Origin of the sequence: Chitinophaga agri, assembly GCF_010093065.1 — a bacterium.
GTDB classification, from domain to species: domain Bacteria; phylum Bacteroidota; class Bacteroidia; order Chitinophagales; family Chitinophagaceae; genus Chitinophaga; species Chitinophaga agri.
Genome location: NZ_CP048113.1, coordinates 5003233 through 5029674, shown reverse-complemented (window position 1 = coordinate 5029674; position 26442 = coordinate 5003233). Strand labels below are relative to the sequence as shown.

General features: G+C 44.5%; 26 protein-coding genes. 10 read left to right on the top strand and 16 right to left on the bottom strand.

Features of this window, described 5'->3' with window-relative positions:
- The first annotated feature begins 137 nt into the window (after positions 1 to 137).
- Both GWR21_RS20025 and GWR21_RS20020 read left to right on the top strand, forming a co-directional pair.
- A complete protein-coding gene (locus GWR21_RS20025; protein WP_012788562.1) occupies positions 138 to 407 on the top strand; it encodes an HU family DNA-binding protein in 270 nt (89 codons plus the stop codon).
- A gap of 152 nt (positions 408 to 559) precedes the next feature.
- Positions 560 to 676, top strand: a complete 117-nt coding sequence (locus GWR21_RS20020) for a 30S ribosomal protein THX (RefSeq protein ID WP_162333464.1) — start codon at positions 560 to 562, stop codon at positions 674 to 676.
- A 141-nt stretch (positions 677 to 817) separates the two neighbouring features.
- Here the strand turns inward: GWR21_RS20020 and pdxH are convergent, their stop codons facing one another.
- Complete coding sequence (gene pdxH / locus GWR21_RS20015) at positions 818 to 1462, bottom strand: pyridoxamine 5'-phosphate oxidase (protein ID WP_202928966.1); 645 nt, start codon at positions 1460 to 1462, stop codon at positions 818 to 820.
- Between the two features lie 129 nt (positions 1463 to 1591).
- Here pdxH and GWR21_RS20010 point away from each other — a divergent pair, with 129 nt between their 5' ends.
- Positions 1592 to 2677 carry a DUF3298 and DUF4163 domain-containing protein gene (locus GWR21_RS20010; RefSeq protein ID WP_162333463.1) on the top strand — a complete coding sequence of 362 codons (1086 nt, stop codon included), beginning with the start codon at positions 1592 to 1594 and terminating at the stop codon, positions 2675 to 2677.
- A 160-nt stretch (positions 2678 to 2837) separates the two neighbouring features.
- On the opposite strand, the gene pyrH is transcribed toward GWR21_RS20010, so the two are convergent.
- From pyrH to GWR21_RS19980, 6 genes are all read right to left on the bottom strand, one after another.
- Positions 2838 to 3551 (bottom strand): UMP kinase, encoded by a 714-nt coding sequence (gene pyrH / locus GWR21_RS20005; RefSeq protein ID WP_162333462.1) that lies wholly within the window; start codon positions 3549 to 3551, stop codon positions 2838 to 2840.
- A 233-nt stretch (positions 3552 to 3784) separates the two neighbouring features.
- Entirely contained in the window at positions 3785 to 4612 is an 828-nt protein-coding gene (gene tsf, locus GWR21_RS20000; RefSeq protein WP_162333461.1) for a translation elongation factor Ts, read from the bottom strand.
- 126 nt (positions 4613 to 4738) lie between these two features.
- Positions 4739 to 5743 (bottom strand): 30S ribosomal protein S2, encoded by a 1005-nt coding sequence (gene rpsB / locus GWR21_RS19995; protein WP_162333460.1) that lies wholly within the window; start codon positions 5741 to 5743, stop codon positions 4739 to 4741.
- Positions 5744 to 5817: 74 nt separating this feature from the next.
- Positions 5818 to 6207, bottom strand: coding sequence for a 30S ribosomal protein S9 (gene rpsI / locus GWR21_RS19990; protein ID WP_012788555.1), 390 nt, complete (start codon positions 6205 to 6207; stop codon positions 5818 to 5820).
- A gap of 14 nt (positions 6208 to 6221) precedes the next feature.
- Positions 6222 to 6665 (bottom strand): 50S ribosomal protein L13, encoded by a 444-nt coding sequence (gene rplM, locus GWR21_RS19985; RefSeq protein ID WP_162333459.1) that lies wholly within the window; start codon positions 6663 to 6665, stop codon positions 6222 to 6224.
- Between the two features lie 545 nt (positions 6666 to 7210).
- Entirely contained in the window at positions 7211 to 7900 is a 690-nt protein-coding gene (locus GWR21_RS19980) for a zinc metallopeptidase (protein WP_162333458.1), read from the bottom strand.
- 711 nt (positions 7901 to 8611) lie between these two features.
- Between GWR21_RS19980 and radA the strand changes: the two genes are divergently transcribed.
- From radA to ricT, 5 genes are all read left to right on the top strand, one after another.
- Positions 8612 to 9982, top strand: coding sequence for a DNA repair protein RadA (radA, locus tag GWR21_RS19975; RefSeq protein ID WP_162333457.1), 1371 nt, complete (start codon positions 8612 to 8614; stop codon positions 9980 to 9982).
- Between the two features lie 54 nt (positions 9983 to 10036).
- Positions 10037 to 10723: a ComF family protein gene (locus tag GWR21_RS19970; RefSeq protein WP_162333456.1), complete on the top strand. Its 687-nt coding sequence runs from the start codon at positions 10037 to 10039 to the stop codon at positions 10721 to 10723.
- Positions 10724 to 10825: 102 nt separating this feature from the next.
- The gene (locus GWR21_RS19965; protein ID WP_162333455.1) at positions 10826 to 11359 is read left to right on the top strand and encodes a glutathione peroxidase; all 534 of its coding nucleotides are present in this window, start codon (positions 10826 to 10828) and stop codon (positions 11357 to 11359) included.
- 9 nt (positions 11360 to 11368) lie between these two features.
- Positions 11369 to 12508 carry a DNA polymerase III subunit gene (locus GWR21_RS19960; protein ID WP_162333454.1) on the top strand — a complete coding sequence of 380 codons (1140 nt, stop codon included), beginning with the start codon at positions 11369 to 11371 and terminating at the stop codon, positions 12506 to 12508.
- Between the two features lie 127 nt (positions 12509 to 12635).
- The gene (gene ricT / locus GWR21_RS19955; RefSeq protein WP_162333453.1) at positions 12636 to 14066 is read left to right on the top strand and encodes a regulatory iron-sulfur-containing complex subunit RicT; all 1431 of its coding nucleotides are present in this window, start codon (positions 12636 to 12638) and stop codon (positions 14064 to 14066) included.
- Positions 14067 to 14212: 146 nt separating this feature from the next.
- On the opposite strand, the gene GWR21_RS19950 is transcribed toward ricT, so the two are convergent.
- Both GWR21_RS19950 and GWR21_RS19945 read right to left on the bottom strand, forming a co-directional pair.
- A complete protein-coding gene (locus GWR21_RS19950; RefSeq protein WP_162333452.1) occupies positions 14213 to 15265 on the bottom strand; it encodes a nucleoid-associated protein in 1053 nt (350 codons plus the stop codon).
- 22 nt (positions 15266 to 15287) lie between these two features.
- Entirely contained in the window at positions 15288 to 16760 is a 1473-nt protein-coding gene (locus tag GWR21_RS19945; RefSeq protein ID WP_162333451.1) for a hypothetical protein, read from the bottom strand.
- A gap of 220 nt (positions 16761 to 16980) precedes the next feature.
- Here GWR21_RS19945 and GWR21_RS19940 point away from each other — a divergent pair, with 220 nt between their 5' ends.
- Positions 16981 to 17871: an SMP-30/gluconolactonase/LRE family protein gene (locus GWR21_RS19940; protein ID WP_162333450.1), complete on the top strand. Its 891-nt coding sequence runs from the start codon at positions 16981 to 16983 to the stop codon at positions 17869 to 17871.
- Positions 17872 to 17938: 67 nt separating this feature from the next.
- Here the strand turns inward: GWR21_RS19940 and fabG are convergent, their stop codons facing one another.
- The 3 genes from fabG to lptB form a co-directional block, all read right to left on the bottom strand.
- Positions 17939 to 18688, bottom strand: coding sequence for a 3-oxoacyl-[acyl-carrier-protein] reductase (gene fabG / locus GWR21_RS19935; RefSeq protein WP_162333449.1), 750 nt, complete (start codon positions 18686 to 18688; stop codon positions 17939 to 17941).
- Between the two features lie 37 nt (positions 18689 to 18725).
- Complete coding sequence (locus GWR21_RS19930) at positions 18726 to 20213, bottom strand: GH3 auxin-responsive promoter family protein (protein WP_449508354.1); 1488 nt, start codon at positions 20211 to 20213, stop codon at positions 18726 to 18728.
- A gap of 68 nt (positions 20214 to 20281) precedes the next feature.
- Positions 20282 to 21046: an LPS export ABC transporter ATP-binding protein gene (lptB, locus tag GWR21_RS19925; protein WP_162333447.1), complete on the bottom strand. Its 765-nt coding sequence runs from the start codon at positions 21044 to 21046 to the stop codon at positions 20282 to 20284.
- A 210-nt stretch (positions 21047 to 21256) separates the two neighbouring features.
- Between lptB and metF the strand changes: the two genes are divergently transcribed.
- The gene (metF, locus tag GWR21_RS19920; protein WP_162333446.1) at positions 21257 to 22210 is read left to right on the top strand and encodes a methylenetetrahydrofolate reductase [NAD(P)H]; all 954 of its coding nucleotides are present in this window, start codon (positions 21257 to 21259) and stop codon (positions 22208 to 22210) included.
- A 278-nt stretch (positions 22211 to 22488) separates the two neighbouring features.
- On the opposite strand, the gene GWR21_RS19915 is transcribed toward metF, so the two are convergent.
- The 4 genes from GWR21_RS19915 to GWR21_RS19900 form a co-directional block, all read right to left on the bottom strand.
- Positions 22489 to 23190 carry an outer membrane beta-barrel protein gene (locus GWR21_RS19915; RefSeq protein ID WP_162333445.1) on the bottom strand — a complete coding sequence of 234 codons (702 nt, stop codon included), beginning with the start codon at positions 23188 to 23190 and terminating at the stop codon, positions 22489 to 22491.
- Positions 23191 to 23430: 240 nt separating this feature from the next.
- The gene (locus GWR21_RS19910) at positions 23431 to 24048 is read right to left on the bottom strand and encodes a porin family protein (RefSeq protein WP_162333444.1); all 618 of its coding nucleotides are present in this window, start codon (positions 24046 to 24048) and stop codon (positions 23431 to 23433) included.
- 123 nt (positions 24049 to 24171) lie between these two features.
- Positions 24172 to 24870 (bottom strand): porin family protein, encoded by a 699-nt coding sequence (locus tag GWR21_RS19905; RefSeq protein ID WP_162333443.1) that lies wholly within the window; start codon positions 24868 to 24870, stop codon positions 24172 to 24174.
- Positions 24871 to 24987: 117 nt separating this feature from the next.
- Complete coding sequence (locus GWR21_RS19900) at positions 24988 to 26394, bottom strand: redoxin domain-containing protein (protein ID WP_162333442.1); 1407 nt, start codon at positions 26392 to 26394, stop codon at positions 24988 to 24990.
- Between the last annotated feature and the right edge of the window lie 48 nt (positions 26395 to 26442).

The following is a 26442-nucleotide window of genomic DNA, read 5'->3' as shown; positions in this document are numbered from 1 at the left end:
GCTGTAACCGTTACCAGTAGGCGTTTTCAGCCGATGATTTTTTAGTTAAAAAAGATTCAAAAAATTTGGTAATCTGATAAAACGCGCTATATTTGCTCACATCAAACATTTTATTCACTAGTTAAATCTTACTAGCTATGAACAAAGCCGAATTAATCGACAAACTGGCTAAAGATGCCGGTATCACTAAAACCCAAGCTAACGAAGCGCTGGATTCTTTCACTAAAGCTGTTGCTGATACCCTGAAAAAAGGTGGTAAAGTAACCTTAGTAGGTTTCGGTACTTTCTCTGTTTCTAAACGTGCTGCTCGTAACGGTAGAAACCCACAGACTGGCCAGATCATCAAGATCAAAGCTAAGAAAGTGGCTAAATTCAAAGCTGGTAAGGCTCTGTCCGACAAGCTTTAATCTGTTAGCTTAACTTATTCAAGCAAGGAACAGCACTGTTTCTTGCTTTTTTTTTGCATTTAACCCCTGCTATTCCGTAATTTGCGGCCTAATTAGCGGGGAGTAATCCTCGGTTGAACAAACATCAAACTATAAACTTCAAACTGTTTACAATGGGTAGAGGTGATATCAAAACCAAAAAAGGCAAGATTTCTAACGGTTCTTTCGGCAAGGCTAGACCTGCAAAACCAAAGAAAGCTGCTGCTGCTAAAGCTAAAGCAAAGGCTTAGTCTTAATTAGGAATTAGGAGTTAAGAATTAGGAATTGAGCCGCAGGAATAAACCCCTGCTGTTATTTTCCTGACTTAATTCAGACGAAACGAATTTGTCGCAGCTGAAATTCCTAATTCCTAATTCTTAATTCCTAATTTCTCACGGTGCTAATCTGTCGATCAGCCATTTTCCGTTTTCCAGCGTATACAGTATCCTGTCGTGCAAACGGCTGCTGCGTCCCTGCCAGAATTCAATCTTAACAGGCTTTACCACATAGCCGCCCCAGTATGCCGGACGTTCCGGATCTTCCAGTACATATCTTTCTGCCACCATTCTTACGTTCTCTTCCAGAAAACTACGACCCGGGATCACACGGCTCTGCGGAGATGCTATCGCACCTACACGGCTACCCAATGGTCTGCTTTTATAGTATTCATCACTGATCTCAGGAGACGTTTTACTAACAGTTCCGTATATACGCACCTGTCTCTCCAGCTCGCGCCAGAAGAATAACAGAGATACATTGGGATTAGCGGCCATGTCCCGCGCCTTCTGACTTTCATAGTTTGTAAAGAAAGTGAATCCCTCTTCATCAAAACTCTTCAGCAGCACGATACGTGCGGATGGAAATCCGTCAGGGGTGCTGGTTGCCAGGGTCATTGCATTTGGTTCATCCAGTTCTCCGGAGGTGGCATCTTTCCACCAGCGTTCAAACTGATCTAAGGGATCCTGCGCCACATCCTGCTCATCAAGTGAGGCAAGACGATAGTCCTTACGCAGATCTGCTACTTCTTTATTCAACATGGTCCGGTTTTTTATCTGATACAAAGATACTTATAAAACAAGGCAACTACCGGGCACGGGCGCATGATCGTTATCAGCATCTCAAATGACCTCCTGTTCACCGAATCAAATATTTATTAATTTTATCGCATGAGAACCATACTATTATTCGCTATCACCTGTGTTATGCTGGCGGCCTGCGGTACGAAAACCAAACAGCCCGCACAACAGGCAAAGGTTGCCAATCCTACTAATACGCCTTATTATTACCTGCATCTGAAAGGAAAGATCGGTGAGGAACCTGTTACCATGGACCTGATAAAAGCCGGCCCCTGGATATTCCGTGGTTACTACACTTATGATAAGATCGGTGAGCCAATTATGGTATGGGGCTCTCCTGAAGGTGAGAAGGTGTTTTTGTACGAGAACACGGACAGAGATGAAGAAAGGCTGTTTTCGGGCAAACTGGATAGCCTGGGAGGCTTTAAAGGTAAATGGAGGGGTAAGGGTACCTCTTATGATTTTGAGCTCAAATCAAGCCTTGAAAATGCCGTTGCGTTCGATGTACTGTTTGCCAGCGATTCTGTTCAGCTTTTACCAGGCAATCCGAATACCCCTGTCGGACAGGCTTCCAATAGCATCATTTGGCCCGCTGCCGGCAACGATGAGGAGACTGCTGACTTTGTAAGAAGTAATATTACCGGTGGACGTGCTATCAAAGATCCGGTGAAATTCCTGAAAAGGGATATTGACTCTTTCCTGATCACCTACAAGGTCAGTGCGAGAGACCTGGATACATCAGAGGGCATTCCGCCTGCTGCCAGCTGGGGCGCGGATGCGGATATGAAGATAGTATGGAATCAGTACCCTTACCTGGTGCTGGAATATTTCACCTATGAATTCACAGGTGGTGCACATGGTAATTACGCGGCACACTATCAGGTACTGGACCTCGAGAAGAAGAAGGTCATAAAGCCGGAGGACATTCTGAAACCGGAATATAAAGAAGCACTGATCCCTGAGCTGGCCAAGGCTTTCCGTAAAGTGTACAAAGTGGAGGAAGGAAAGATCCTGGGAGATATGCTGCTTGTAAAAGAGATCACCCCTAATGACAATTTCCTGCTGACTGATAAAGGTATTGCCTTCAGCTATACCCCCTATGAGATCGGACCTTATGCAATGGGTCAGGTGACCTTATTTGTGCCTTACAAAGACATTAAAAAGCTCCTGAAATAAAAATCAGGAATCAGGGATTAAATACAGCGAATGACTACTCACTCACTGTATTTAACCCTGATTCCTGACAATATGAATAGAAAAAGCTGTCTTAGTTAGTTGTTTCCTTCCTGCCCCCCTTCACGTTCCTTCCTTCACTGCATTCCGGGTACAAAGCTGCTTATCCTTTTACCAGCGTACCTACATTCTTACCCATGATCACCTGCATCAGGTTACCACCCTTATTCATATCAAATACGATAATAGGCAGTTTATTCTCCTGGCAAAGTGTGAATGCGGTCATATCCATCACATTCAGGGATTTCTGATACACCTCTGTAAAAGTGATAGATTCGTAGCGGGTAGCGGTAGGATCTTTCTCAGGATCTGCAGTATAAATACCATCCACACGGGTACCTTTCAGGATCACATCGGCCTGTATTTCGATAGCGCGCAGGGAAGCAGCGGTATCTGTCGTGAAATAAGGGTTACCAGTACCTGCTCCAAAGATCACTACACGACCTTTTTCCAGGTGACGGATAGCGCGGCGGCGGATGTAAGGTTCTGCGATCTGTTCCATTTTAATAGCAGACTGAAGGCGGGTATATAAACCAACTTTCTCCAGACCGCTCTGCATGGCCATACCGTTGATCACTGTCGCCAGCATACCCATATAGTCACCCTGGGCTCTTTCAATACCGGTCTCAGCTTCGTTCATACCACGGTAAATGTTACCACCTCCGATTACTACGGCTACCTGAACACCCAGGTCGGTCACAGCTTTGATATCGTACGCATACTGCGTGATCACCCTGTGATCTATACCATAATTACCTTCTCCCATCAGGGATTCACCGCTCAACTTGAGTAAGATACGCTTATACTTTGGCAACATGACTTATGAAAAATGATATGAAAATGTTAGTTAGTAAATAGTTTACAGTCCCCGAATATATAAAAAAATGCCGAACGGGGTATTGAAGGCCTGACAGGCAGCTCTGTCATTAACAGGAGACTAGTTATTAAATAGCCGGGCTGCCGGTTCCTGCCGGCTCAATGCATTCTCTCTGTAAAGTGCAAAAAAAAGGAGAGAATTGTGATTCTCTCCCTTTTTTGCAGGTAATAAGATTACCCTAATGCGATTCTTGTGAATCCTGTTACTTTCAGATCAGCGCTTACTGATTTCAGGTAATCAGCAACAGTTTTGTTGTTGTCTTTTACGAAAGCCTGAGGTAACAGTGTATTTTCTTTGAAGAATTTGTTCACTTTACCGATAGCGATCTTCTCAGCCATATCGCCGGTTTTACCTTCAGCAGCGATCTGCTCGATAGCGATAGCTTTCTCACGGGCGATCAGCTCAGGAGAAACGCCATCAGCGTCAACTGCGATTGGGTTCATTGCCGCGATCTGCATAGCGATATCTTTACCTACTTCTTCAGCAACAGGTGCAGAGAAGCCTACCAGTACACCCATACGGAAGTTACCGTGGATATAGGCAGTTACAGAAGCTGCAGAGATCTTTTCAAATTTAGCCAGGGTGATCTTCTCACCGATCTTAGCAACCTGATCGTTAACTTTATCGTTAACAGTAGCACCATCCAGGGTAGCTGCACCCAGTTCTTCCAGGGTGTTAGCGCCGCTGCTCAGTGCCAGGTCAACGATAGACTGTGCGAATTTCACGAAGTCTTCGTTTTTAGCAACGAAGTCAGTTTCACAACCCAGGGCTACTACTACGCCGGAAGTACCGTCTGCGTTAGTTTTAGCGATGATCACACCTTCTTTGGTTTCACGGTCAGAACGCAGGGCTGCTACTTTCTGTCCTTTCTTACGCAGGTAGTCAACTGCCTGTTCGAAATCACCATCACTTTCAACCAATGCTTTTCTGCAATCCATCATACCTGCACCAGTTTGCTGACGCAGTTTGTTAACATCAGCTGCTGTAATTGTTGCTGCCATAACTTATAATGAGTTTATTATAGATTAATGTTTATTCTTTATCAAGTATTAACGCCCAATTGCGAACCATGGAGCAATAAGGCTGTTCCACGATTCGCAATTGCTTTATGTTGTTTCCAACGGAGATTATCTGTTGCCACCTGGTTTAGGACCGCCGGAACCAGCAGGACGACGCTGTCCGCCGCCACCGCCACCTGGACGGTTACCACCACCACCTGGACGGTTGCCACCGCCACCTGGACGGTTACCACCACCGCCTGGACGGTTGCCACCCTGACCACCAGGACGGTTGCCACCGCCGCCTTGGCCACCCTGGCCACGACCGGCGCCACCACCTTGTCTGCGGCCTCTTTCACGGTCTTCACCGCCTTCGAGTTCAAACTTCAGGGCTTTGTTATCTTCTTCTTCTTCTTCAACTACGTCGTCAGTTTTCTCATTTGCTCTCTCAGCCAGACCTTCTGCGATTGCTGCAGCGATATAGTTGGTGATGATAGCGATTGATTTAGTAGCGTCATCGTTAGCAGGAACTGCGAAATCTACTTTAGTAGGATCGGAGTTTGTATCTACCATACCGAAAGTAGAGATACCCAGGCGACGAGCTTCTGCCAGTGCGATATGCTCGTGGCTGATATCAACCAGGAACAGTGCAGCAGGAACACGAGCCAGCTGAGCGATACCGCCCAGAACTTTCTCCATTTTCTCTTTATCACGTGTTAAAGTCAGACGCTCTTTCTTAGTTACGCTGTCGAAAGTACCGTCAGTCAGCATTTTCTCGATGCTCTGCATCTTCTTAACGCTCTTACGGATAGTAGTGAAGTTAGTCAGCATACCACCTAACCATCTTTCGGTTACGTAAGGCATGTTAACGCGTTTTGCCGCTTCAGCTACGATTTCTTTCGCCTGCTTTTTAGTAGCTACGAACATGATCTTTTTACCGCTCTTTGCGATAGATTTCAGGGCAGCTGCTGCTTCCTGTAAACCATCAACGGTTTTATTCAGATCTATGATGTGAATACCTTTCTTTTCTGCGAAGATGTAAGGCAGCATCTTCGGGTTCCATTTTTTCTTCAGGTGACCGAAGTGTACACCTGCCTCCAGTAACTGCTGCTGTAATGAGGTATTATTTTCCATGTTATTATGCTCTGTTATAAAAGGTCAATGTTAATAATCTGCGTAGCACATATAGTAGCACGCATTCATCACGATTAGCGTTTAGAGAACTGGAAGCTTCTTCTAGCTTTAGCTTTACCTGGTTTCTTACGTTCAACGCCTCTTGGATCACGTTTCAGGAGACCAGCAGCTTTCAGCGCCGGACGGTATTCGATATTCACTTCGCACAGTGCACGAGCGATACCCAGCTTAATAGCCTCTGCCTGACCTTTGATGCCACCACCAGCAGCATTTACCTTTATATCAAATTTGTCTGTAGCGTCGATAGTCTTCAGGGACAGTTCCACCTGATTCTGCAGGTAAACCAGTGTGAAGTATTCTTTATAGTCTTTGTCGTTTACTACAATGTTACCAGTACCCTTGCTGATATAAACACGGGCAACGGCTTCTTTACGACGACCTATAGTGTTTTTTTGCTTTTCCATGTATCAGAGAAAAATTAGAAAGTTAAAGTTTTCGGTTTCTGTGCAGCATGAGGATGCTGAGCACCTGCGTATACAAACAGTTTTTTGTACATAGCACGACCCAGGCGATTCTTAGGCAGCATACCTTTTACAGCCCTTTCTATGATCAGTTCTGGTCTGCGACGAACCAGGTCTTTAGCTATTTCACCTTTCTGACCTCCTGGGTAACCAGAGTAAGTCAGATATTCTTTGTCATTCCATTTATTACCGGTAAACTGAATTTTCTCAGCATTGATAACGATGATAAAATCACCACAATCAGTGTGAGGAGTGTAGTAAGGCTTGTTCTTGCCTCTTAAGATTGCCGCAATCTTCGCGCTCATCCTTCCTAAAGTCAGGTTAGTGGCGTCTACAATGTGCCACTCACGCGTAACTGTAGCGTCGTTGGCCGATTTAGTCTTGAAGCTTAAAGTATTCATTATATTATATTATAATAAAGTGTCTACGTCTTGATATAATAATCCCAAACAAATTGGGAGTGCAAAGCTAAATCTCTTATTTCAAATAACAATACAATTTGGGTTCTTTTTTGAACAACACCTTTACAATTAATTGATTTTCAATAAAATTTTTGACTAAGAGTTATTAACACCTGACGCCGATATTTAGCAGGGACGAAATTTAAACTATAAATCAACGTATAACGCATATGTACTTTATACAATAAGTCAATACCTCCACCTATATCCTTACCCCACTCCCACTAAAAAAGCCCCTACCTCCACCCAGGTGCAATCACGTTTACCTGCTTACCCTTAGTATCGTATAGTTCCAGGTAAGCTTTCACCTACGTTTCTCCTACGTTTTAAGACGTAGGAGAAACGTAGGTGAAAGCTTACCTCACTAATATTTATTAATAGCTAATAAAGCAGATAAACCCCGGAAAATGCAACGCCATGTTGGCATAAAAAAGGCCGGAAAATAAACTTTCCGACCTTCCATATTGATTAACAGATGATTATGTTTAGTCTCTGCTCCTTGCACCCATATAGATCATCAGGTAGTGCAATAAAGTCACTACAGACGAAATCGCCGCCACTACATAAGTCATTGCTGCCCACCACAAAGCATCTTTTGCTTTGTCATGTTCTTCCTTACGCATAAGATTGGTATTATCCAACCAGGCAAGCGCCCTACGGGAAGCATCAAACTCAACAGGTAATGTTACCAGGGAAAATATGGTGGTTACGGCGAAAAGGATCACACCCGCCAGCAACAGGGTCGGGAATACCTTGATCAGTAAAATACCGCCGATTAGCACCCACTGCACCAGGTTCGAACTGAACTGTACGGCAGGAACCAGCTTAGAGCGCAAATTCAGCCACTGATAAGACCTGGCATGCTGCACTGCGTGTCCGCATTCATGGGCCGCTACAGCTGCGGCAGCCACATTGGCACCGGAGTAGACTTCCGGACTCAGATTTACCGTCTTATTGCCCGGGTCATAGTGATCGGACAGAAATCCGTCCACCGAAACCACCTGTACATCATATATACCATTGTCTTTCAACATCTTCTCCGCAATTTGCTTACCGGTCAGGCCGGATGCGGTCGGTATCGCACTATATTCCGAAAACTTACTCTTCAGTCGCCAGCTTACTAACAGGCTGATCCCTAAGAAAATGAGTGATATGATAAAAAAACCAGGTGTCATAATTGAATTGTAGTTTTAATCAGTACAAAATTACTGGTAACTATTCATCAAATTACCATCCAAACACCCCCTTAAAACCGGATTTAGGATTTCCTTAAGAATTAGCCCGGTATAACCTTCCTTGTACCTGACAAAGAGGAAATTTAACACTGTCAATATGTCGCTCGCCATAGATTTAATGCCTCAAATACGCCGATATGACAGATATAATTAATGTTTTTATGACCCGTTTTTCATATATAAATTATGACGGCATCATTCCTATTTATCAACCTTTTACGCCCTTTTAATGAAAGTATAATTGGATGCCTTTGCCGGCTGAAACGTGCTATGGTGGCAGATCTGTCACATTATGAAAAGTCGTCAAAAGTTATTCACATCAATTAAATAAACTTTTTTATTCTGTAGCCATTTAGTAATTTAGACGTGAATTTAATGGGTTAGTAAGTAGAAAGAGTCAGCAGAAATTTCTGTTGGCTCTTTTCTTTTTTACCCGTTTTTATACACCTATCACTTCCACAAAATTTTAACGTTTCACACATCCATTTCTTCCATTTTTAATTCACTGACTCATCCTTTTTATTTTCTCATTTTTTGAATACATCCATTTTGTACACTTCACTTTTATAACAACGATTTTATACATCATCTTTACATCCGTTTTTATTTTTGTTTTCACCAGACCGGATATTTCCGTTTTAAATTTGTTGCATGAAAATTAAAACTGCCTTCTTCTGTCAGAATTGTGGATATGAATCAGCCAAGTGGGCTGGTAAATGTCCAAGTTGTGGTCAATGGAATACATTCGTCGAAGAGAAAGTACAAAAAGATATCCCTCTACGTAATACAAACTGGCAACCTGAGAAAGAAAACGGCAGATCAGATAATATCGTGAATCTCTCTGAAGTCAGTACCACTGCTGAAGAACGATTACTGACACCTGATGTAGAACTGAACCGTGTATTAGGTGGCGGTATAGTACCCGGCTCTCTCGTACTCGTAGGTGGTGAACCCGGTATCGGTAAGAGTACGCTCTTCCTGCAGAATGCATTGCAACTGAAAGACATCACTACATTATATATAAGTGGAGAAGAAAGTGCTCAGCAGATAAAAATGCGGGCAGACAGATTACAGGTAAAAAATGACCTGTTCTATCTCCTTACTGAAACATCTACCCAGACCATCTTCCAGGAGATAAAAAAACTACGTCCGCAACTCGTTATCGTTGACTCTATTCAGACGCTGCAATCTCCTTTTATTGAATCTGCACCTGGCAGCGTATCACAGATCAGAGAAACTACTGCTGAACTGCAACGCTTTGCTAAAGAAAGTCACACGCCTGTATTCCTGATCGGTCATATTACCAAAGATGGCTCCATCGCCGGTCCGAAAATACTGGAACATATGGTTGACACTGTTCTCCAGTTTGAAGGCGATCAGCACTACGCTTACCGCATCCTCCGTACCATTAAAAACCGCTTCGGCTCTACGGCGGAACTGGGTATTTATGAAATGACAGGCGGTGGTTTAAGACAGGTCACCAATCCTTCCGAAATACTCATCTCACAACGTGAAGATCAGCTGAGTGGTGTGGCCATTGCTGCCACAATAGAAGGACTGCGCCCTATGCTGGTGGAAGTACAGGCGCTCGTTACTCAATCCGTTTACGGTACACCGCAACGTACAGCTACCGGGTTTGACCTGCGCAGATTGCAACTGCTGCTCGCCGTACTGGAAAAACGGGGTGGCTTCCACTTCGGTGTGAAAGATGTCTTCCTGAACATTGCCGGTGGTATACGCGTAGAAGACCCTTCTATTGACCTGGCTGTTTTATGTTCTCTTCTCTCCTCTTATGAAGACATTCCGATCAGCAGTAAAATTTGCTTCGCAGGGGAAGTTGGCCTGAGTGGTGAGATCCGCGCTGTGAACCGAATAGAACAACGTGTGGCGGAAGCGGAGAAACTGGGCTTTGAAAAGATATTCATCAGCCGCTACAATAAGAAAGGTACGGACATCAGTAAGTTTAATATAGAAGTCGTGCCGGTAGGAAGAGTAGATGAAGTCTACCGCGGACTGTTTTAATTTTCAGGATGCAGGCTTTTCATTATTTTCAGGGTAAACCTGATCCATATCATAATGAAAAGCCTGTTATCCTCACTACTCCATTTGTTCTTTCCGCATACCTGTGAAGGTTGCAGTATGGAGTTAACCCAAACAGAAGCTATCCTTTGCCTGCGTTGCCACAGGCGATTGCCTTTTACCGGCTTTCAGCATATTACCGGTAATCCGGTGGAAAAGATCTTTATGGGAAGAACGCCCGTCGCACATGCCACGGCCACCTGTTACTACCGGAAAGGATCTCTCCTGCAACAACTCATTTATCAGTTCAAATACAAACAACGGGAAGATATTGCTGCGCATCTGGGAAGGCAGATGGGACTTGCGTTACAGCAAAGCCATTGGCTATACGAAACCGACTGTGTAGTACCTGTACCTATACATCCTTCCAAAATGCGGCAACGTGGTTATAATCAGGCGGCCGTATTAGCCAGCGGCATTAACGCCGTTACCCGGCAACCTGTATTCGATGTCCTTACCCGTAATCACCACTCCTCTTCCCAAACAAGTAAGGGCAGGCTGTTACGCTGGGAAAATGTATCCGCAAGCTTTTCGCTGCAGCACGACACAGACCTGAAAGACAGGCATGTACTACTGGTAGATGATGTGATCACCACCGGCGCGACCATTGAAGCCTGCAGCCGGTTGCTGATAAATGCAGGCGCCCGTGTAAGTGTTTGCACACTGGCTTACTCCCGCCATTGAAAGAAACGGGCTGCCGTCTATCATTAACACCTTATATACAATATTTTACTTAATTTTATCTGCTCACACATTTATAATCACACTACAATTAAATTTATTTATATGATGATGCTGAAGACACTATTAATATCAATGCTCTTATTTATGAAAGGAGGCGCTATATATGATTTCAAGGTTGAATCTGTAGATGGAGGTAAGATCAACTTCTCTGATTACAAAGGAAAGAAGATCCTGATCGTGAACACTGCTTCTATGTGCGGTAATACCCCTCAGTACGCTGAATTAGAAAAACTCTATAAGAAATACGAAAAGAACCTGGTGATCATCGGTTTCCCGGCCAACAACTTCGGTCAGCAGGAACCAGGCTCCAATGCAGAGATTAAAGAGTTCTGCTCCAAGAAATATGCGGTAACCTTCCCGATGGCGGCAAAGATCTCCGTAAAAGGTGACGACATTCACCCGATCTATAAATGGCTGGCCACAGAAAGTAAAGCCAAACATTTCGAACCAGCTGAAGTACAATGGAATTTTCAGAAATACCTGCTGGATGAAAAAGGTAATCTGGTGGCCGTATTCTCACCTAAAACACAACCGCTTTCCCCTGAAGTAACGGCCGCGATAGAAAAGAAATACTAATTTGCGCCCATGCTTTTTTCGAATGTCATAGGTCAGGAAGGGATACAACAACAGTTAATCAGGTCCACGGAGAATAACCGGCTCAGTCACGCTAATATTATACTGGCACCTGAGGGAACCGGAGGATTACCGCTGGGACTTGCATTTGCGCAATACCTGGTCTGCGAGAACAAACAGCCTGATGGCGCCTGCGGGCAATGTCTGGCATGTGTAAAAGCAGGTAAGTACATTCACCCTGATATTCACTTCTCTTATCCGGTCATCCCCCGTAAACCGGGCGATAAACCGATCAGCTCTGACTATGCGTCTGAATGGCGCGAGTTTGTAGATACGCATCCCTATGGGAATGCATATGACTGGTTACAGTTCATAGGTGCTGAGAACAAACAGGGAAATATCACGGCGATGGAATGCCAGGACATCATCCGCAAACTGAGTCTGAAGAGCTTCGAAAGCACTTATAAGATACTGCTGATGTGGATGCCTGAATACCTCGGCAACGAAGGTAACAGGCTCCTGAAGCTGATAGAGGAACCGCCAGCTAACACCATTTTTCTGCTGATCGCGGAAAATCAGGAACAGATACTGGCCACCATCCTCTCCCGTACACATCTTATCAAAGTGAATCCGCTCCCGAAGGAAGTGATCGTGGACGCGCTGGTGAACCGGGCCAAGATACCGGCAGCCAAAGCACGACAGGCTGCGACCATTGCTTCCGGCAATTACAGGGAGGCCCTGTATATGCTGCAGCACTCAGATGATGACTATCATGAGCTGTTACGCAACTGGCTCAACTATATATTTACGGGCAACCGTGTAGGACTTCAGGGATGGATAGAAGGTATAGCGAGCGCCAAGATGGGCCGTGAAAACCAGAAACAGTTCCTCCGGTACTTTATTAACCTGCTGGAACATACCCTGCGACTAAAATATATAGACAGAAGTCAGCTGGCCTTCTCCGAAGAAGAAACCGACTTTGCACTGAAACTGCAAAAGCTGGCCGACCTTGAGCAGATGGAACAGATCATGCAGGAGCTGGACAATGCCAGCTACTACATAGAACGTAACGCAAACGCAAAACTGTTATTCCACGCGCTTTCCATAAAGCTTCAGTATATCTTTAAAAAGCGGCCGATTCCGGCACTATGACGCGATGAAGGGCATTTTCCGTTATCTTTGTTTATTCCGGCCCTTAAGGAATAAGGGCTTTTACATATATTTAAGCGTCCGGTCCAATGCCCGGATGTGTTTCATTTAATAATTTAAATCGATTAATATGGCTTGTGCCGGATGTGGTACAGGTGCAGAGGGAAAGCCGTCAGGATGCAAGAGTAATGGAGGATGCAGTAGTGGAGGCTGTAACAGGCTGAACGTATTCGACTGGCTGGCCAATATTCCCTTGAGTGATAGCTTAGCACCATTTGATATAATAGAAGTTAGCTTCAATAACGGTAGCAGGAAGGATTTTTTCCGTAACACCACCAAACAGCTCCTTGATAAGGGAGAAATGGTAACAGTAGAAGGTGTGAGTGGTTTCGACATCGGACAGATCAGCCTTACAGGCGAACTGGTCAAATTGCAGATGAAGAAAAGACGCGTAGAAGATACTCCCGAAGTAAAAAAAGTACTTCGCCGCGCTACCAATGAAGACATTGCACGGATGCAGGATAACAAAGCCCGTGAAAAGGATGCCCTCATCAAGGCCAGGGCCATTGCCCGCAGTATCGGCCTGGAAATGAAGCTTGCAGAAGTAGAAATTCAGGCAGATGGCCGTAAAGCGACCTTCTTCTACACCGCTGATGACAGGGTGGATTTCCGTGAACTGATCAAACTGTACGCCGGTGAATTCCGTGTTAAGGTGGAAATGCGCCAGATAGGTGCCCGCCAGGAAGCCGGAAAAGTAGGTGGTATCGGTAGCTGCGGAAGAGAACTTTGCTGTTCTACCTGGCTTACTGATTTCAAGAGCGTGAACACCACCGCTGCCCGTTATCAGAACCTGTCTATCAACCAGGCAAAACTTTCCGGTCAGTGTGGCCGTCTGAAATGCTGCCTGAACTATGAACTGGATACTTACCTGGATGCCCTGAGGGAATTCCCTGAAGATGCAGACTCTATAGAAACAGTTAACGGTGTAGCTACCCTTCAGAAAAGAGATATCTTCAAAAACCTGATGTGGTACGCTTATGGCGACAGCAGCAAACAATATCCGCTCACCATTGCACGCGTGAAGGAAATCCGTCACCTCAACAAACAGAATATCAGACCTGATGACCTGAAAGCTGTTGAAGTAGTAGCTGCCAAACCAAAAGAAGCTGACCTTGGCTTCGCCGATGTAGTAGGCCAGATAAGCCTCCGCTCACTGGAAAAAACTGCGCAGAAGCGTAAACATAAAGACAAGGAGAAACAAAAGCATAAGCAGCAGAAAGATCAGAAAGACCCGCAGCCGCAACAAGCCGCAGGTAAGAAAGGAGAATCCAAACAGGATAACCGCCCGCAGCAGAAACAACAGGAGGGCCGTCAGCAGCAACAGCAGAAGCCTAAGCAGGAACAACGCCCGCAACAGCAACATCCTCCAAAGCAGAAGCACGAGCAAAAACCTGGAGGTCCGAAGCCACAGCAGCAGGATAGAAACCAACAGAACGCTCCGAAACAACAAGGTGGTGGTGGACAGAATAAGCCCCCCAAACCTCGTGAGAAACAGAAATAATCATCAGTTAAATACCATTAAGAGGGTGCATCCGTAACACGATGCGCCCTTTCTTATTTATATCAGATACATAAATGATAAAAGGCCGCCCGGAAGAACAGCCTTTGTTTAACAATTGGTTTTTGCTTATGAAAAAAAGAAGTTGATCAGGTTTCGTTCTCAAACATGAGTTTATAGTAAAACAGATTCGTTGCTTCATCAAAACCACGCTCTATCATCTCTCTGTCACCATGTATATAAATATGAAAATTTCTGTCCAGCTTCAGTACACTCTTAAACACCTTCTGCTGCTTCTTTACAGCCGGAGATGAAATATCAAACTCATCGGGGAACTCCTGTTGAAACTCCTGCTGGAACTCTTGCTTATAATCTTTAAAGGATTGGATAGCTTCGGGGTTGCCTAATACTTCCTGTGCAAAATCGTCCAGATCAAACTGCTCTTTCTCTTTAAAATAGGTTGCTGATCTATTCAGCAGATCTACCTGATCCACCCGGCTTATTTCATACTGGTCCGGGAGTTTATCATTGATAAACTTCTTGCACATGTTCACAGCCAGTTCTGTCTGGTGATAGCTATCCTCCCGGCGTTGAACCTGCAGGAATGCATCTTTCCAGTAAACTGCTTCATTCTGTTTGCTGATACTATCTACGACGCTGACTTTGTACCCATTCTCTTCTTCGGTGTTGAAGATCAAACAGCCTTTATCAAGCTTGTTGATATTAATACCATCTTCATAATCCACCGCGTAATTATCGTTGGCCAGAAATACTTTCAGGTAGGTGTCCCTGCTCTCTGATTTAAAAATACCGACTGCCTCGACGTCTTCTCCATCCACCTGACATTTACTAAAGTAAGCAATATATAATTCTCCTCCTTTGATCTTCGGATGAGTGGAGTGCTTGTACAGATGTTTGGCAATATTAACAGATTGCTCGTGAAAATTGTCCCTGTTTTCAAAGATACGCCGGCAATATTGAAAAATCTCATTCAATTGCAGATCAGCCTCATGAAAAAAGCGAAAATACTCGGCACTGTTCGTGAACGGCTGAATAAAATAGGTCAGTAGTAACTGACTGATCGCTTCATCCTTTAACTCCAGGGGTTCCTGCGAGCATATCAGTGCTTCCTCCTGTGAGGCATTGCCCACTTTATGGATGGAAAGACACGCTAAGTCTTTAAATTCTGAAACATGTATCATGGCCCGGCGAAAATAGTGAAAACTATTTCACAAACTTACCGCCCGGCGTAATGTGCAGCTCCCTGCCTGTCAATCTGATAATGGCGTCGCAGGTGAGCCTGCCTCTCCTGTCATGATAATCGTCTACAATGTCTTCCATCTTCTTTGCCTTTACATCAGCAGCCTTTTGCTTTTTGAGATGGTCGTATACTGTATACCTGTCAATGATCTTATTGTCCCTATTCACCGTGAGAAATTCCAGGTAGGTCTCCTCCCCTTTATGATAAGCATGCAGTCCTACAAGAATATTGTCCTTTGCCCTGATGTTAAACAGTGAAATGTATGTGTGACTGCTTTTCTGCCCCTTAAAGTATTTGATCAGTGCCTTCTCATTATACAATTTTGAACTGTGCACAATAGAAGTAGCCTGACGACCGATGATCTTACCTCCCGGCAGGATCTCATATTGCATATTGTACACTGTTTTGAAACGGAAGCTGCTATCTATTACGCGGCTATCCTCTTCCTGCAGATTGATACTCGCATCCTTATCCACCACACATTTACGATAAATAGTTTCCGTATGCTCTCCCAGCGTGCCACCGTAGACAACGATCTTATCTACCTCTTTCCCTTTTTTATAGGTAATGAGTTTTACCTCCGGATAATTCAGTCCTTCATCCAGGTAGATCGTGTCTCTTGCATAAAGAAGTGCGGTCGCCCTGTTCCCTATTTCGAGTTTGCCTAATGCATACAATGGGTCCTGACTTTCTTCCCTGAAATCGTAGTAAGGAGTCAGCCGGGATACCGGCTTCAATACCACTGTATTTACCGTATCGACTGTAGCTGGTAACTGCCGTGCAGGAAAATGTGTTGCATATTTCTCAAACGTTTCCTTATCACGTGACACTTCTTTAATAGTTCCTTTAGATGTTATGCGGTAAAAGCGTAAGGTCGTATTGACCTTCTGGCTGCCAGCTACATAGGTAGAATGGCGGGCCCTTACTTCTATGACAGAGTCCAGTCCGATATAATACCACTCACTGGTAAATTGTGTAGAGGTCGTATCTTTTACAGCAGTCGGCTCTTCCGCCTCGGCTTCTTCAGCAGGACGGACATCTGCAGCTATCTGTAACCGGGATTTCTCTATTCCATTGTCATTGAATATCACCAGCCAGGTGCGCCGTTCATAATCGCTGATCTCACACTGGAAGATCACCGGGGTCAATCCATTCATGGTGGCAAAACGTCCGGCCCTTACTTCCTGGTATGTCGTATCAATACCCAGGTAATGTGCATACTCTTTTATCTCCTTCAGATCATAGGCATTCGGATAGGGCAGCTTCAGCTGTGTGAGGCCATTCAGGAAATCATAGTATTTCGTTACACTATCCGGTACGATCTGTTCTATGTTGATGTTTTTATGCTCTATAATGACAGCAGGTTTCGGCTGGTTATTACAGGACGACTGAAGGATCAGCCATATAAAGCAGACAATAGGTATAGCTCTGAACATTTTAGGACGTTTATCACAGGACTAATAACCCTACAAATATATAAGTCCTTCTCTAATATATTAATACTTTGATTACCAAATTTTTGAATAGCAATCAAAGTGTTCCTTTTTATCATAAATTTCATTTACACAAAAAGGGGGCATATCTGCCGCTCATATCAATATCCCTTGATTACCACATATCTTTTCTTAACTTGATAGCTCACGTTAATTTCTTATCATGAAACAGCACATCTGTTTATTGCTGGCTTTCACTGCTGGCAGCGCAGTGATGGCACAGGAACGATCCAGGGCATTGTACCAGGCGCAGGACCTCACAAAAGAGAACATGTTCTCTGTCAACATTGAAGGCCCCAACTTCGACAAGGCCGGGAATCTGTACGTCGTTAATTATCTGAAAGACGGCACTATCGGTAAGATCAGCACAAAGGACGGCAGCGGGGAAGTATATGTCACACTCCCTGATAGCAGCATCGCTAACAGTATCCAGTTCAACAGCAAAGGCAATATGTACCTGCCCGATTTCAAGGGGCATAATGTGCTGGAAGTAAACGCCAGAACACGGAAGGTGAGTGTCTATGTGCATTCTGACAAAATGTTCCAGCCTAATGACCTCTGTATAAATAAGAAAGACCAGCTGTTTGCTTCTGATCCTGACTGGAAAAACCAGGAAGGTCAGATATGGCGTATTGATAAGGGAGGTAAAGCTGTGCTACTGGAGACCAACATGGGCACAACCAATGGTATTGAACTGAGCCCCGATGAGAAAACCCTTTATGTAAATGAAAGCGTTCAGCGTAAGGTATGGAAATATGATGTAGACAATGCAGGTAATATCAGTAACAAAACCTTATTTGCTTCTTTTCCTGACCATGGCTTTGACGGTATGAAATGCGATAAAGCGGGTAACCTGTATATCGCCCGTTGGGGAAAAGGGACGATTGTCGTACTATCACCGGAAGGAAAAGAGATCAGGGAAATTCCGTTGAAAGGAAAACATTGCAGTAATCTAACCTTCGGTGGTAAAGATGGTAAAACTGTATTTGTCACACTACAGGACAGAAAATGTATGGAAACGTTCCGTGTGGATATTCCCGGAAAAAGATACTAAGCAGATAGCATAAAAAAAGAAAGAGGCAAATGCCTCTTTCTTTTTTTATGCTATAATCACTTACAAATTACATGTTCAATCCACCACAGGCGCTGATCACCTGACCAGTCACATAGTTACTCATGCCGGAAGCCAGGAACACGCATACATTAGCGATATCTTCAGGACTACCAAAACGACCCAGCGGAATTTTCTCCATATAGGTTTTTGCACCATCACCATCTTTCAGGTAGTGGGTCATGTCAGTCTCTACGAAACCAGGTGCTACTGCGTTTACACGGATATTACGGCTACCCAGTTCTGCTGCGATTGATTTAGTGAAACCGATGATACCGGCTTTAGAAGCGGCATAGCTGCTCTGTCCCGCGTTACCTTTCATACCGATGATAGAACTCATGTTGATGATAGAACCAGTCTTCGCTTTCATCATTGGGCGGATAACATGTTTAGTCATGTTGTACACGCTTTTCAGGTTGATGTTCATTACATCATCCCACTGATCAGGGCTCATGCGCAGTAAGAGGTTATCTTTAGAAATACCGGCGTTGTTCACGCAGATATCGATAGTTCCGAATTCTTTCAGTACGTCATTTACCAGCGCTTCCGTTTCTTCGAAGACACCAGCATTGGATTTATAGGCTTTTGCCTTTACACCCATTGCCTGTAACTTTTGTTCCAGTGCTTTGGCTTTCTCATCAGAACTCAGATATGTGAATGCAACATGTGCACCTTCTTCTGCAAATCTTATTGCAATAGCTTCACCTATACCTCTGCTGGCTCCTGTTACAATAGCTACTTTGTTCTCCAGTAATTTCATATAGACGTAATAGTTGTTAGTTGAATGAATTGTTCGATTAGATTTTGCCGGAAATACCGGTGAATTTAAGAATTTCTTCTACATGTTGCCGCTCATTATTCAGGCGGGGCACTTTATGTTGTCCTCCTAGCTTGCCTTTACTCTTTAACCATTCCGTAAAGGTACCTTTAGGCAGTACGTGTACTACCGGACGGCGCAGGGCCATATCTTTATGTCTTTTGGCTTCGTAGTCAGAGTTGATGGATTTGAGCGTATTATCCAGGACATCAACGAACTGGTTGATATCAGCAGGTGCTTTATCAAAGTCCAGCAGCCATTCGTGTCCGCCGGCTTCATTTTCACTGAAGTAGATAGGAGCCGCTGTATAATCATTCATTACGGCGCCGGTCTCTTCACAGGCTTTCGCAATAGCCAGATCTGAGTTTTCAACGATCAGTTCTTCACCAAATGCATTGATGAAAGACTTTGTACGTCCACTTACCCGGATCCTGTATGGTGCGAGAGAGGTAAACTGTATGGTATCGCCTACGAGATAACGCCAGAGACCACCGTTGGTACTGATGATCAGTGCGTAGTTTTTACCCAGTTCCACATCCTGCAGCTGTAGTGTTTGCGGACATTCTTTACCATATTCCTCCATCGGCATGAACTCATAGAAAATGCCATGGTTGAGGAACAGGAGCAGTCCTTCCTGTCCGACGATATCCTGCGCAGCAAAAAAACCTTCAGAAGCGTTGTAGGTTTCCTGGTAATACATATCCGGCTTACGGATCAGTTTTTTAAACTGTTCCCTGTACGGCGTAAAACTTACACCACCGTGCATGTACAATTCCAGGTTAGGCCATACATCGGCGAGGTTATCTTTCCCGGTAATTTCAAATATACGTTTGATCAATACCAGTGTCCAGGTAGGTACACCGGCAATGGATGTAACGTTTTCGTGGATGACAGCATTTGCCATACGTTCGATTTTTTCCTCCCACTCGTCCATGAGGGCGATAGAGAGGTCGGGCGTACGGATCATGTTACCATAGAAAGGCATGTTTTGCAGCATCACGGCACTCAGATCGCCGAAGTAGGAATCACTTTCAGCATCCAGTTTATTTACCTGATGGCTACCACCGATGACGAGAGATTTTCCAGTCAGCAGGCGGGAATCAGGGAAATTATTGTAGTAGCATGATAACACGTCACGACCTGCACGGTAGTGACAATCATCAAGGCTTTCTACGGAAACAGGAATGAATTTGCTTTTATCGGCAGTGGTACCACTGGATTTAGCGAACCATTTGATAGGCGTATTCCACAGAATATTCTGCTGGCCTTCCATCAGACGCTGGATATAAGGTTTGAGCGTATCGTAGGTATGGATAGGTACCCGCTGTTTAAACTCTTCTATCTTGTAGATCTGTGAGAAGCCGTATTGTTTGCCGAACTCAGTATACTGAGCCGCACTGATAAGGTTCTGGAACACCTGTTGCTGCACCTGCAGTGGGTATTGCATAAAGTATTCTATACGCCCCATGCGCAAGCGCGCCAACTGTGATATTGCAGGACTTAATATTCTCATAATAGGATCAGGAACGTAGTAGTTTATTGTTGCTTAGCTGCTTCGTCCAGGTAATTTTTACGACGTAAAATGAAATTCTGGCCAAGATACACTTTTCTAACCTGTTCGTCTTCGGCCAATTCTTCCGCAGTACCGGCTTTCAGGATCTTACCTTCAAAAAGCAGGTAAGCCCGGTCCGTAATGGATAGTGTTTCCTGCACGTTATGGTCTGTTATGAGGATCCCGATGTTCTTGTATTTAAGACGGGCAACAATTGACTGAATGTCTTCTACGGCAATAGGGTCAATACCCGCAAACGGTTCGTCCAGCAGAATGAACTTAGGGTCTACGGCCAACGCCCTGGCGATTTCAGTACGCCTGCGCTCCCCACCACTTAATACGTCTCCGGGACTTTTCCGTACGTGGGTCAGACGGAACTCTTCCAGCAGGCTTTCCAGTTTTTCCTTCTGTTCTGCTTTTTTCAGCCCGGTCATTTCCAGTACAGCGGAAATATTATCTTCTACGCTCAGCTTACGGAACACCGACGCTTCCTGCGGGAGATAACCGATCCCCATCTTGGCCCTCTTATACATTGGCAGTTTAGTGATGTTCACATCATCGAGGTACACCTGTCCTTCATCAGGCTTGATCAGCCCTACTACCATATAGAATGTGGTTGTTTTACCGGCGCCGTTCGGTCCGAGTAAACCAACGATCTCTCCTTGTGTCACTTCTACAGATACGTGATTGGCTACGGTCCTTGCACCGTAACGCTTTACCAGCTGATCTGTATGTATTTTTAATGCCATATGTTCAAACTTAGCAAAAATACGTTTTTCATTTAGCTTTCAACGGTTAACTGTTGGCTACCACCCAGTTTATCGTCCGTTGTTGCATTTTTATCTATGAATGGAGTCCAATCTATAAAAATATTCGCCCTTTCAGGTAAAAAATAGATGATAATACTGACAGATGTCTTATTTTTGCCCGGCATTAACTTAAGCCCACTCTATTTTGCCATGAAAGTAACAGAACATATTGCCCAGGCGAAAGATACCCTGATCTCATTTGAGATTTTACCTCCCCTTAAAGGTAAAAGTATGGATTCTATTTATGATCACCTTGATCCGCTGATGGAATTTAAGCCCGCTTTTGTCAACGTTACTTACCACAGGAGCGAACATATGTTCAAGAAGCGTGCTGATGGTACCTTTGAAAAGGTAGAGATCCGTAAACGCCCCGGTACTGTAGCGATATGTGCGGCGCTGATGAACCACTACGATGTGGATGCTGTGCCTCACCTGATCTGTGGTGGCTTCAGCAGGGAAGAGACTGAAAATGCACTGATCGACCTGAACTATCTGGGAGTAGATAATGTACTGGTGTTACGGGGGGATGCGCCGAAAAACGAAACCTTCTTCGAACCTGAACCACATGGGCATCGTTATGCGGATGAACTGCTACGCCAGGTGGTACATATGAATAATGGTATTTATCTGGAAGAAGACCTGCAGGGTGGTGTGAAAACAAAATTCTGCATCGGGGTAGCCGGTTATCCGGAGAAACACTTCGAAGCGCCGAACATGCAGACGGACATGAACTATCTGAAAAGGAAGGTTGAAAATGGCGCCGACTATATTGTTACCCAGATGTTTTTCGACAACCAGAAATTCTTTGACTTCGTAAGCAAATGCCGGGAAGCTGGTATCACCGTACCTATTATTCCGGGGCTTAAGCCTATTACTACCCGTAAACAGCTGACTATTCTGCCACGGACTTTTCATGTGGACATTCCGCAGGAACTGGCGAATGAAGTGCTGAAATGCAAGACGGATAAAGAAGTAGAGGAAGTAGGTACTGAATGGCTGATCAGACAGTCCAAAGAACTGAAAACATTTGGCGTACCAGTGTTGCATTATTACACCCTGGGCAAACCACATGTAATACGTAAAGCAGTCGCCGAAATAGTATAGTAAATATATTAGCGATATAAAATCAAGCGGTCCACCTAAGGCGGACCGCTTTTTTATTTAATGGTAACCGTTTGTTCTGATAAAAAATGCCAACACGTGGAAACGTCGTGGCATGTCCGAATAACTGTCACACTTTTTGTCTTGTTTGTATGTAGATAATATTGTGGGATTATCACATCTAAGACGGTTACCAGCAGCATCCCCCCTATCTCACCCGAAAAAAATTAGGGGGCTCCTGGAAAGGAGCCCCCCTGACAATAACGCACTGTTATATACTTTTAATAATCTTCTCTGTCAAACAGGATTCCCAGGCTGACAGAAAAATAACTGTTCGTGATCCTGGCTGAGGATGTACGGTCGATATTGGTATACCCTCTGCTGAGATTAGCTCCCAGGACCATAAGATTGTTAAATTCAATTCCTACCGCGACGTTGGCTCCGGCGTCAAACCTGTTCAGCTGAACACCCGGCGCAATACCACGGTCTTTATAATTGAATTCAATGTTATGAGAATCAGTACTTAATACAGACCCATTATACATCAGGTCCAGATCGTAAGATCCTCCGAGACCGTAGGCTACATAAGGTCCGGCTCCAATAACGATCTTACCCATTGGCAATGGATATTTCAGTACAAAATTCATTGGAACTTCGAGATAGTGCAGTTTCAGCTGATTAGCCGATTCTACAAGAATGCCCGGCTTGTAAGGCAGTGGGCGGAGGTAGGCACCTTTGGTAATGTATCTTACCAAGGGCTGAAAATAAAAAGATCTGTACACAGGTACATTGATAATCAGGTCTGCATGCAAATTTTTCAGCTGGCTATTGGTTCCAAGGCTGTTACTTTTATATCCCTGGGCATTTTTGATCTGCGTTGCGGATACAGTATAACCACCTCTGAGTCCAAGGCTCACCTGAGCATGCAATGGCAATAGGAAGGATAGAAACACTAAAAAGATAAGTGTAAAAGTTTTCATCATGCTTTACATGTTGTGTTGTGTGTGTGCGGTATTGTCCTCTTTAAAATAGGGTACTTCCAGGGCAACAGTAACAGAGCTATCCATTAGTTATTAATACAAATACGGCATAAAATTAACGCAATTGTCAACGAATTAGTTTTAATTTTTTGTGTATGATATATAATTCCCAGCCATCGCATAAAACAAAAAGTCCCCTTCGTCGGAGACGAAGAGGACCTCTGCGATAAATATTTGCTTGCCTTAGAATTTATAACCTAATGACACGCCGAAAGATGTATTTTTCCAGCTGCGGTCGTTGTCGGTATTGTCATATGCATTTACCAGACCCAGATCAGCATTCAGTCCGAAATAAATACCCTGTTTCAGCTCATATCCGGCAACTATACCCAGACCAGCATCGAAACGTTTCAGTTTCGCCAGACCAGCTTCGTCATCGAATGCTTTCAGCTCGCCAGTTACATTACCAACTGTACCTTTATGCTTACCTCCTACACCGTATGCGAAGTAAGGACCAACACCCAGGTTCAGTTTACCGGCACCAACCTCTGGTTTGAACAGGAAGTTAACTGGTAACTGGATATAGGACAGCGTAGTTTTAAAGTCACTATTGTCTTTGTTTTTGCTGCCTTTTCCAGCATACAGCAGTCCTGTTCCGATATAAAACTCGTCAGCCAGTTGCAGGTCGGCCGTGAATCCGGCTCTTAGACCTACCAGCAGGTCGCCGGTTTCTTTGTCGCCAGTGGCGCTTTTTACAGTTGCACTTGAGAAGTTTGGTCCTGCCACGATACCGAATTTATTCTGGCCAAAAGTGATGCCTGCGATCAGCAGCGCAGCAAGAGATAAAAATACCTTTTTCATATAGGTGTTTTAAAATTTTGGTACGACATCCTACAGGCGTTACGGATGCGATACCATATTTTCATAGCTATTGTTGTTATGGGTGAGCGTTGCCTGTTTACGCCCGGATTTAAACTTATGTGATTAGAACAGATAACCTACAGAAACTGCGAATACGCGGTTTTTGTTCTTTTCGTTCCTACTGTCATCTCCACCGGAATTGATTTTACCTAAACCAAGTCCATACTGTGCAGAAAGCAGGAAGTTATTAAACTCGGCACCTACCTGCAGGTTACCACCCCAGTCAAATCTTTTGTACTTGTTCAGTCCACGATCCAGATCGCCATCGTTGAATGGGGTATCATCATCCCATTTGATATTGGACTCTGATGAAGTTGTTACACCGGCAAGTGTACTGCTCACTTTGTTTTTACCGGCTACACCGAACGCAAAGTAAGGACCTACACCTGCAAAGAGCCTGGTGTTTGCACCTACCGGAATTTTACCAATAAAGTTTAAAGGAACTTCAATGTACTGGGGCCTTGTTGTGTATTTAACATAGGGAACTGTCGCATCGTTGTCCTTATCACCTGATGTCAGTTTCGCACCTTTGGTGGTATAGAACACACCAGGCTGGAAAGACAGGATCTTAGGTACTAACGGAAAGTCAACGATAGCACCAATGTGATAACCAGATAATGAACGGTCTTTGTCTACTGTACCGTCATTGTCAACTGAAATAGAGGAAAGGTTCCAACCACCTTTAACACCTACCCGCACCTGAGACATCGCTCCGAAAGAAATTGCAAGGGCCGCAAACGAAAGGATCATCTTCTTTGTCATAACCGTAAAGTTTTTATTCTGACTACGGAATTCCAAAGACTATGCCAAAGCCGTAAGCGGCAACCTTATCTAACTGCAATTAAGTGAGTTACAACATTAAATAAAAACTATATCTGGCTATTTGCGAACTGTACCGCTCTTTGTATCCATTTTTTCCATGAAATCATTGAGCTGTTCTACCCCAAGTCTCTTTGCCAGGATTTTCTTCTTTTCGTCCAACAGATACACCACCGGCGTGCTGTATACATCGTACAAACGTCTGTAGTTACTTTGTCCGTCAGGATCCCATGCATGGGTCCATCCATTGAGATGATGTTCTTTGATGAAGTCCTGCCACTCTCCTTTTGTCCCTTCTGTTTTGAAGCCGATCAGGGCGACGCCCTTGCTCTTCCAGCTGGCATTGTAAGCAGAGTCGATCTTGGGTACCTCTATTTTGCAATGACCGCAGGTCGGGTCCCAGAACACGAGTATGGTGTATTTACCCTTTGTTGTATATAGCGATACGGGTTTCAGTGATGTATCTTTTACTTCCAGTGGCGGCGCCTGCTGACCAATCAGGTTAGGTGCCATAGAATACGCCCTGGAGATGATCTTGTTCAGCTGCTCATCTTTCAGCCAGTATGCTTCTCCGGAAACGTAATATTTCTCTACCAGGTGGACGAATACAGCATCCATCCCCATGTATTTCGATGTCTCATACGTGTAGGTCAACCACCACACCACAAACTTGAACATCTCTTTATCTGCCCTGGTTTTCGCTATGAGCTTATCCGCTTCCATATTGATGGAATCCGGATCCAGTGCCACAAGTTGTGTAAAATATCTGTTCAGTTTTTTCTCAATGATATCCGTCCTTACCAGGCGGCCGTCACTTAGATTCACACTATCCCAGTAGTGCGCTTTATAGTAGCGGTAACCAAAAGTGGAGTCTTCACCAGGGGGCGTGGCGGGTACCTCCGGCTCTTTCATCGCCCTGAAGATGCTGGTAAGCAGGCTTTGGGGATATTTAGCGACTACCCCGTTCCGGAACTGTTGTAATTTTTTACCCAGATCGGCCTGCATAGACTTCGCCGTAGCACTGTCAGCAGCGGTCTTCTTTGCCAGCAGGGCATTGATCTGCTTATCAGGCGCAGCCACCTCTTTTTGCAGGAATCTGTTGTATGACTGGAAGATCTCGTTCTCTTTAGAAGTCTTGAAAACGGTCTTGTTGATCAGGTCTGACGTGTCAACGGAGATGGAAAAATGCTGATCCTTATTATCCAGCAACATTTCAAAGTAACGCTGGCGACCGGGCAGTAGTACAATGTAAATACCCCCCTGTAGCGGTTCTTTATTCTTCATGACCGCGATACCCTGCGCATTTATCTGGGCTGAATCAGCCATATAAAAGCTTTTACCCATGTAATGAGCCAGTGCCAGCTGTCCTCCTGTATATTGTTTTAACTGAAAAGTAAGCTCGTAGCCTTGTGCCTGTAACTGCCAGTGGCATAAAATACAGACCAGTAATATCATAAGTTTACGCATAGGATATCGGTTCCTGTAAAAGTAGCAAGGAAAAGGGAATTTCAAAAA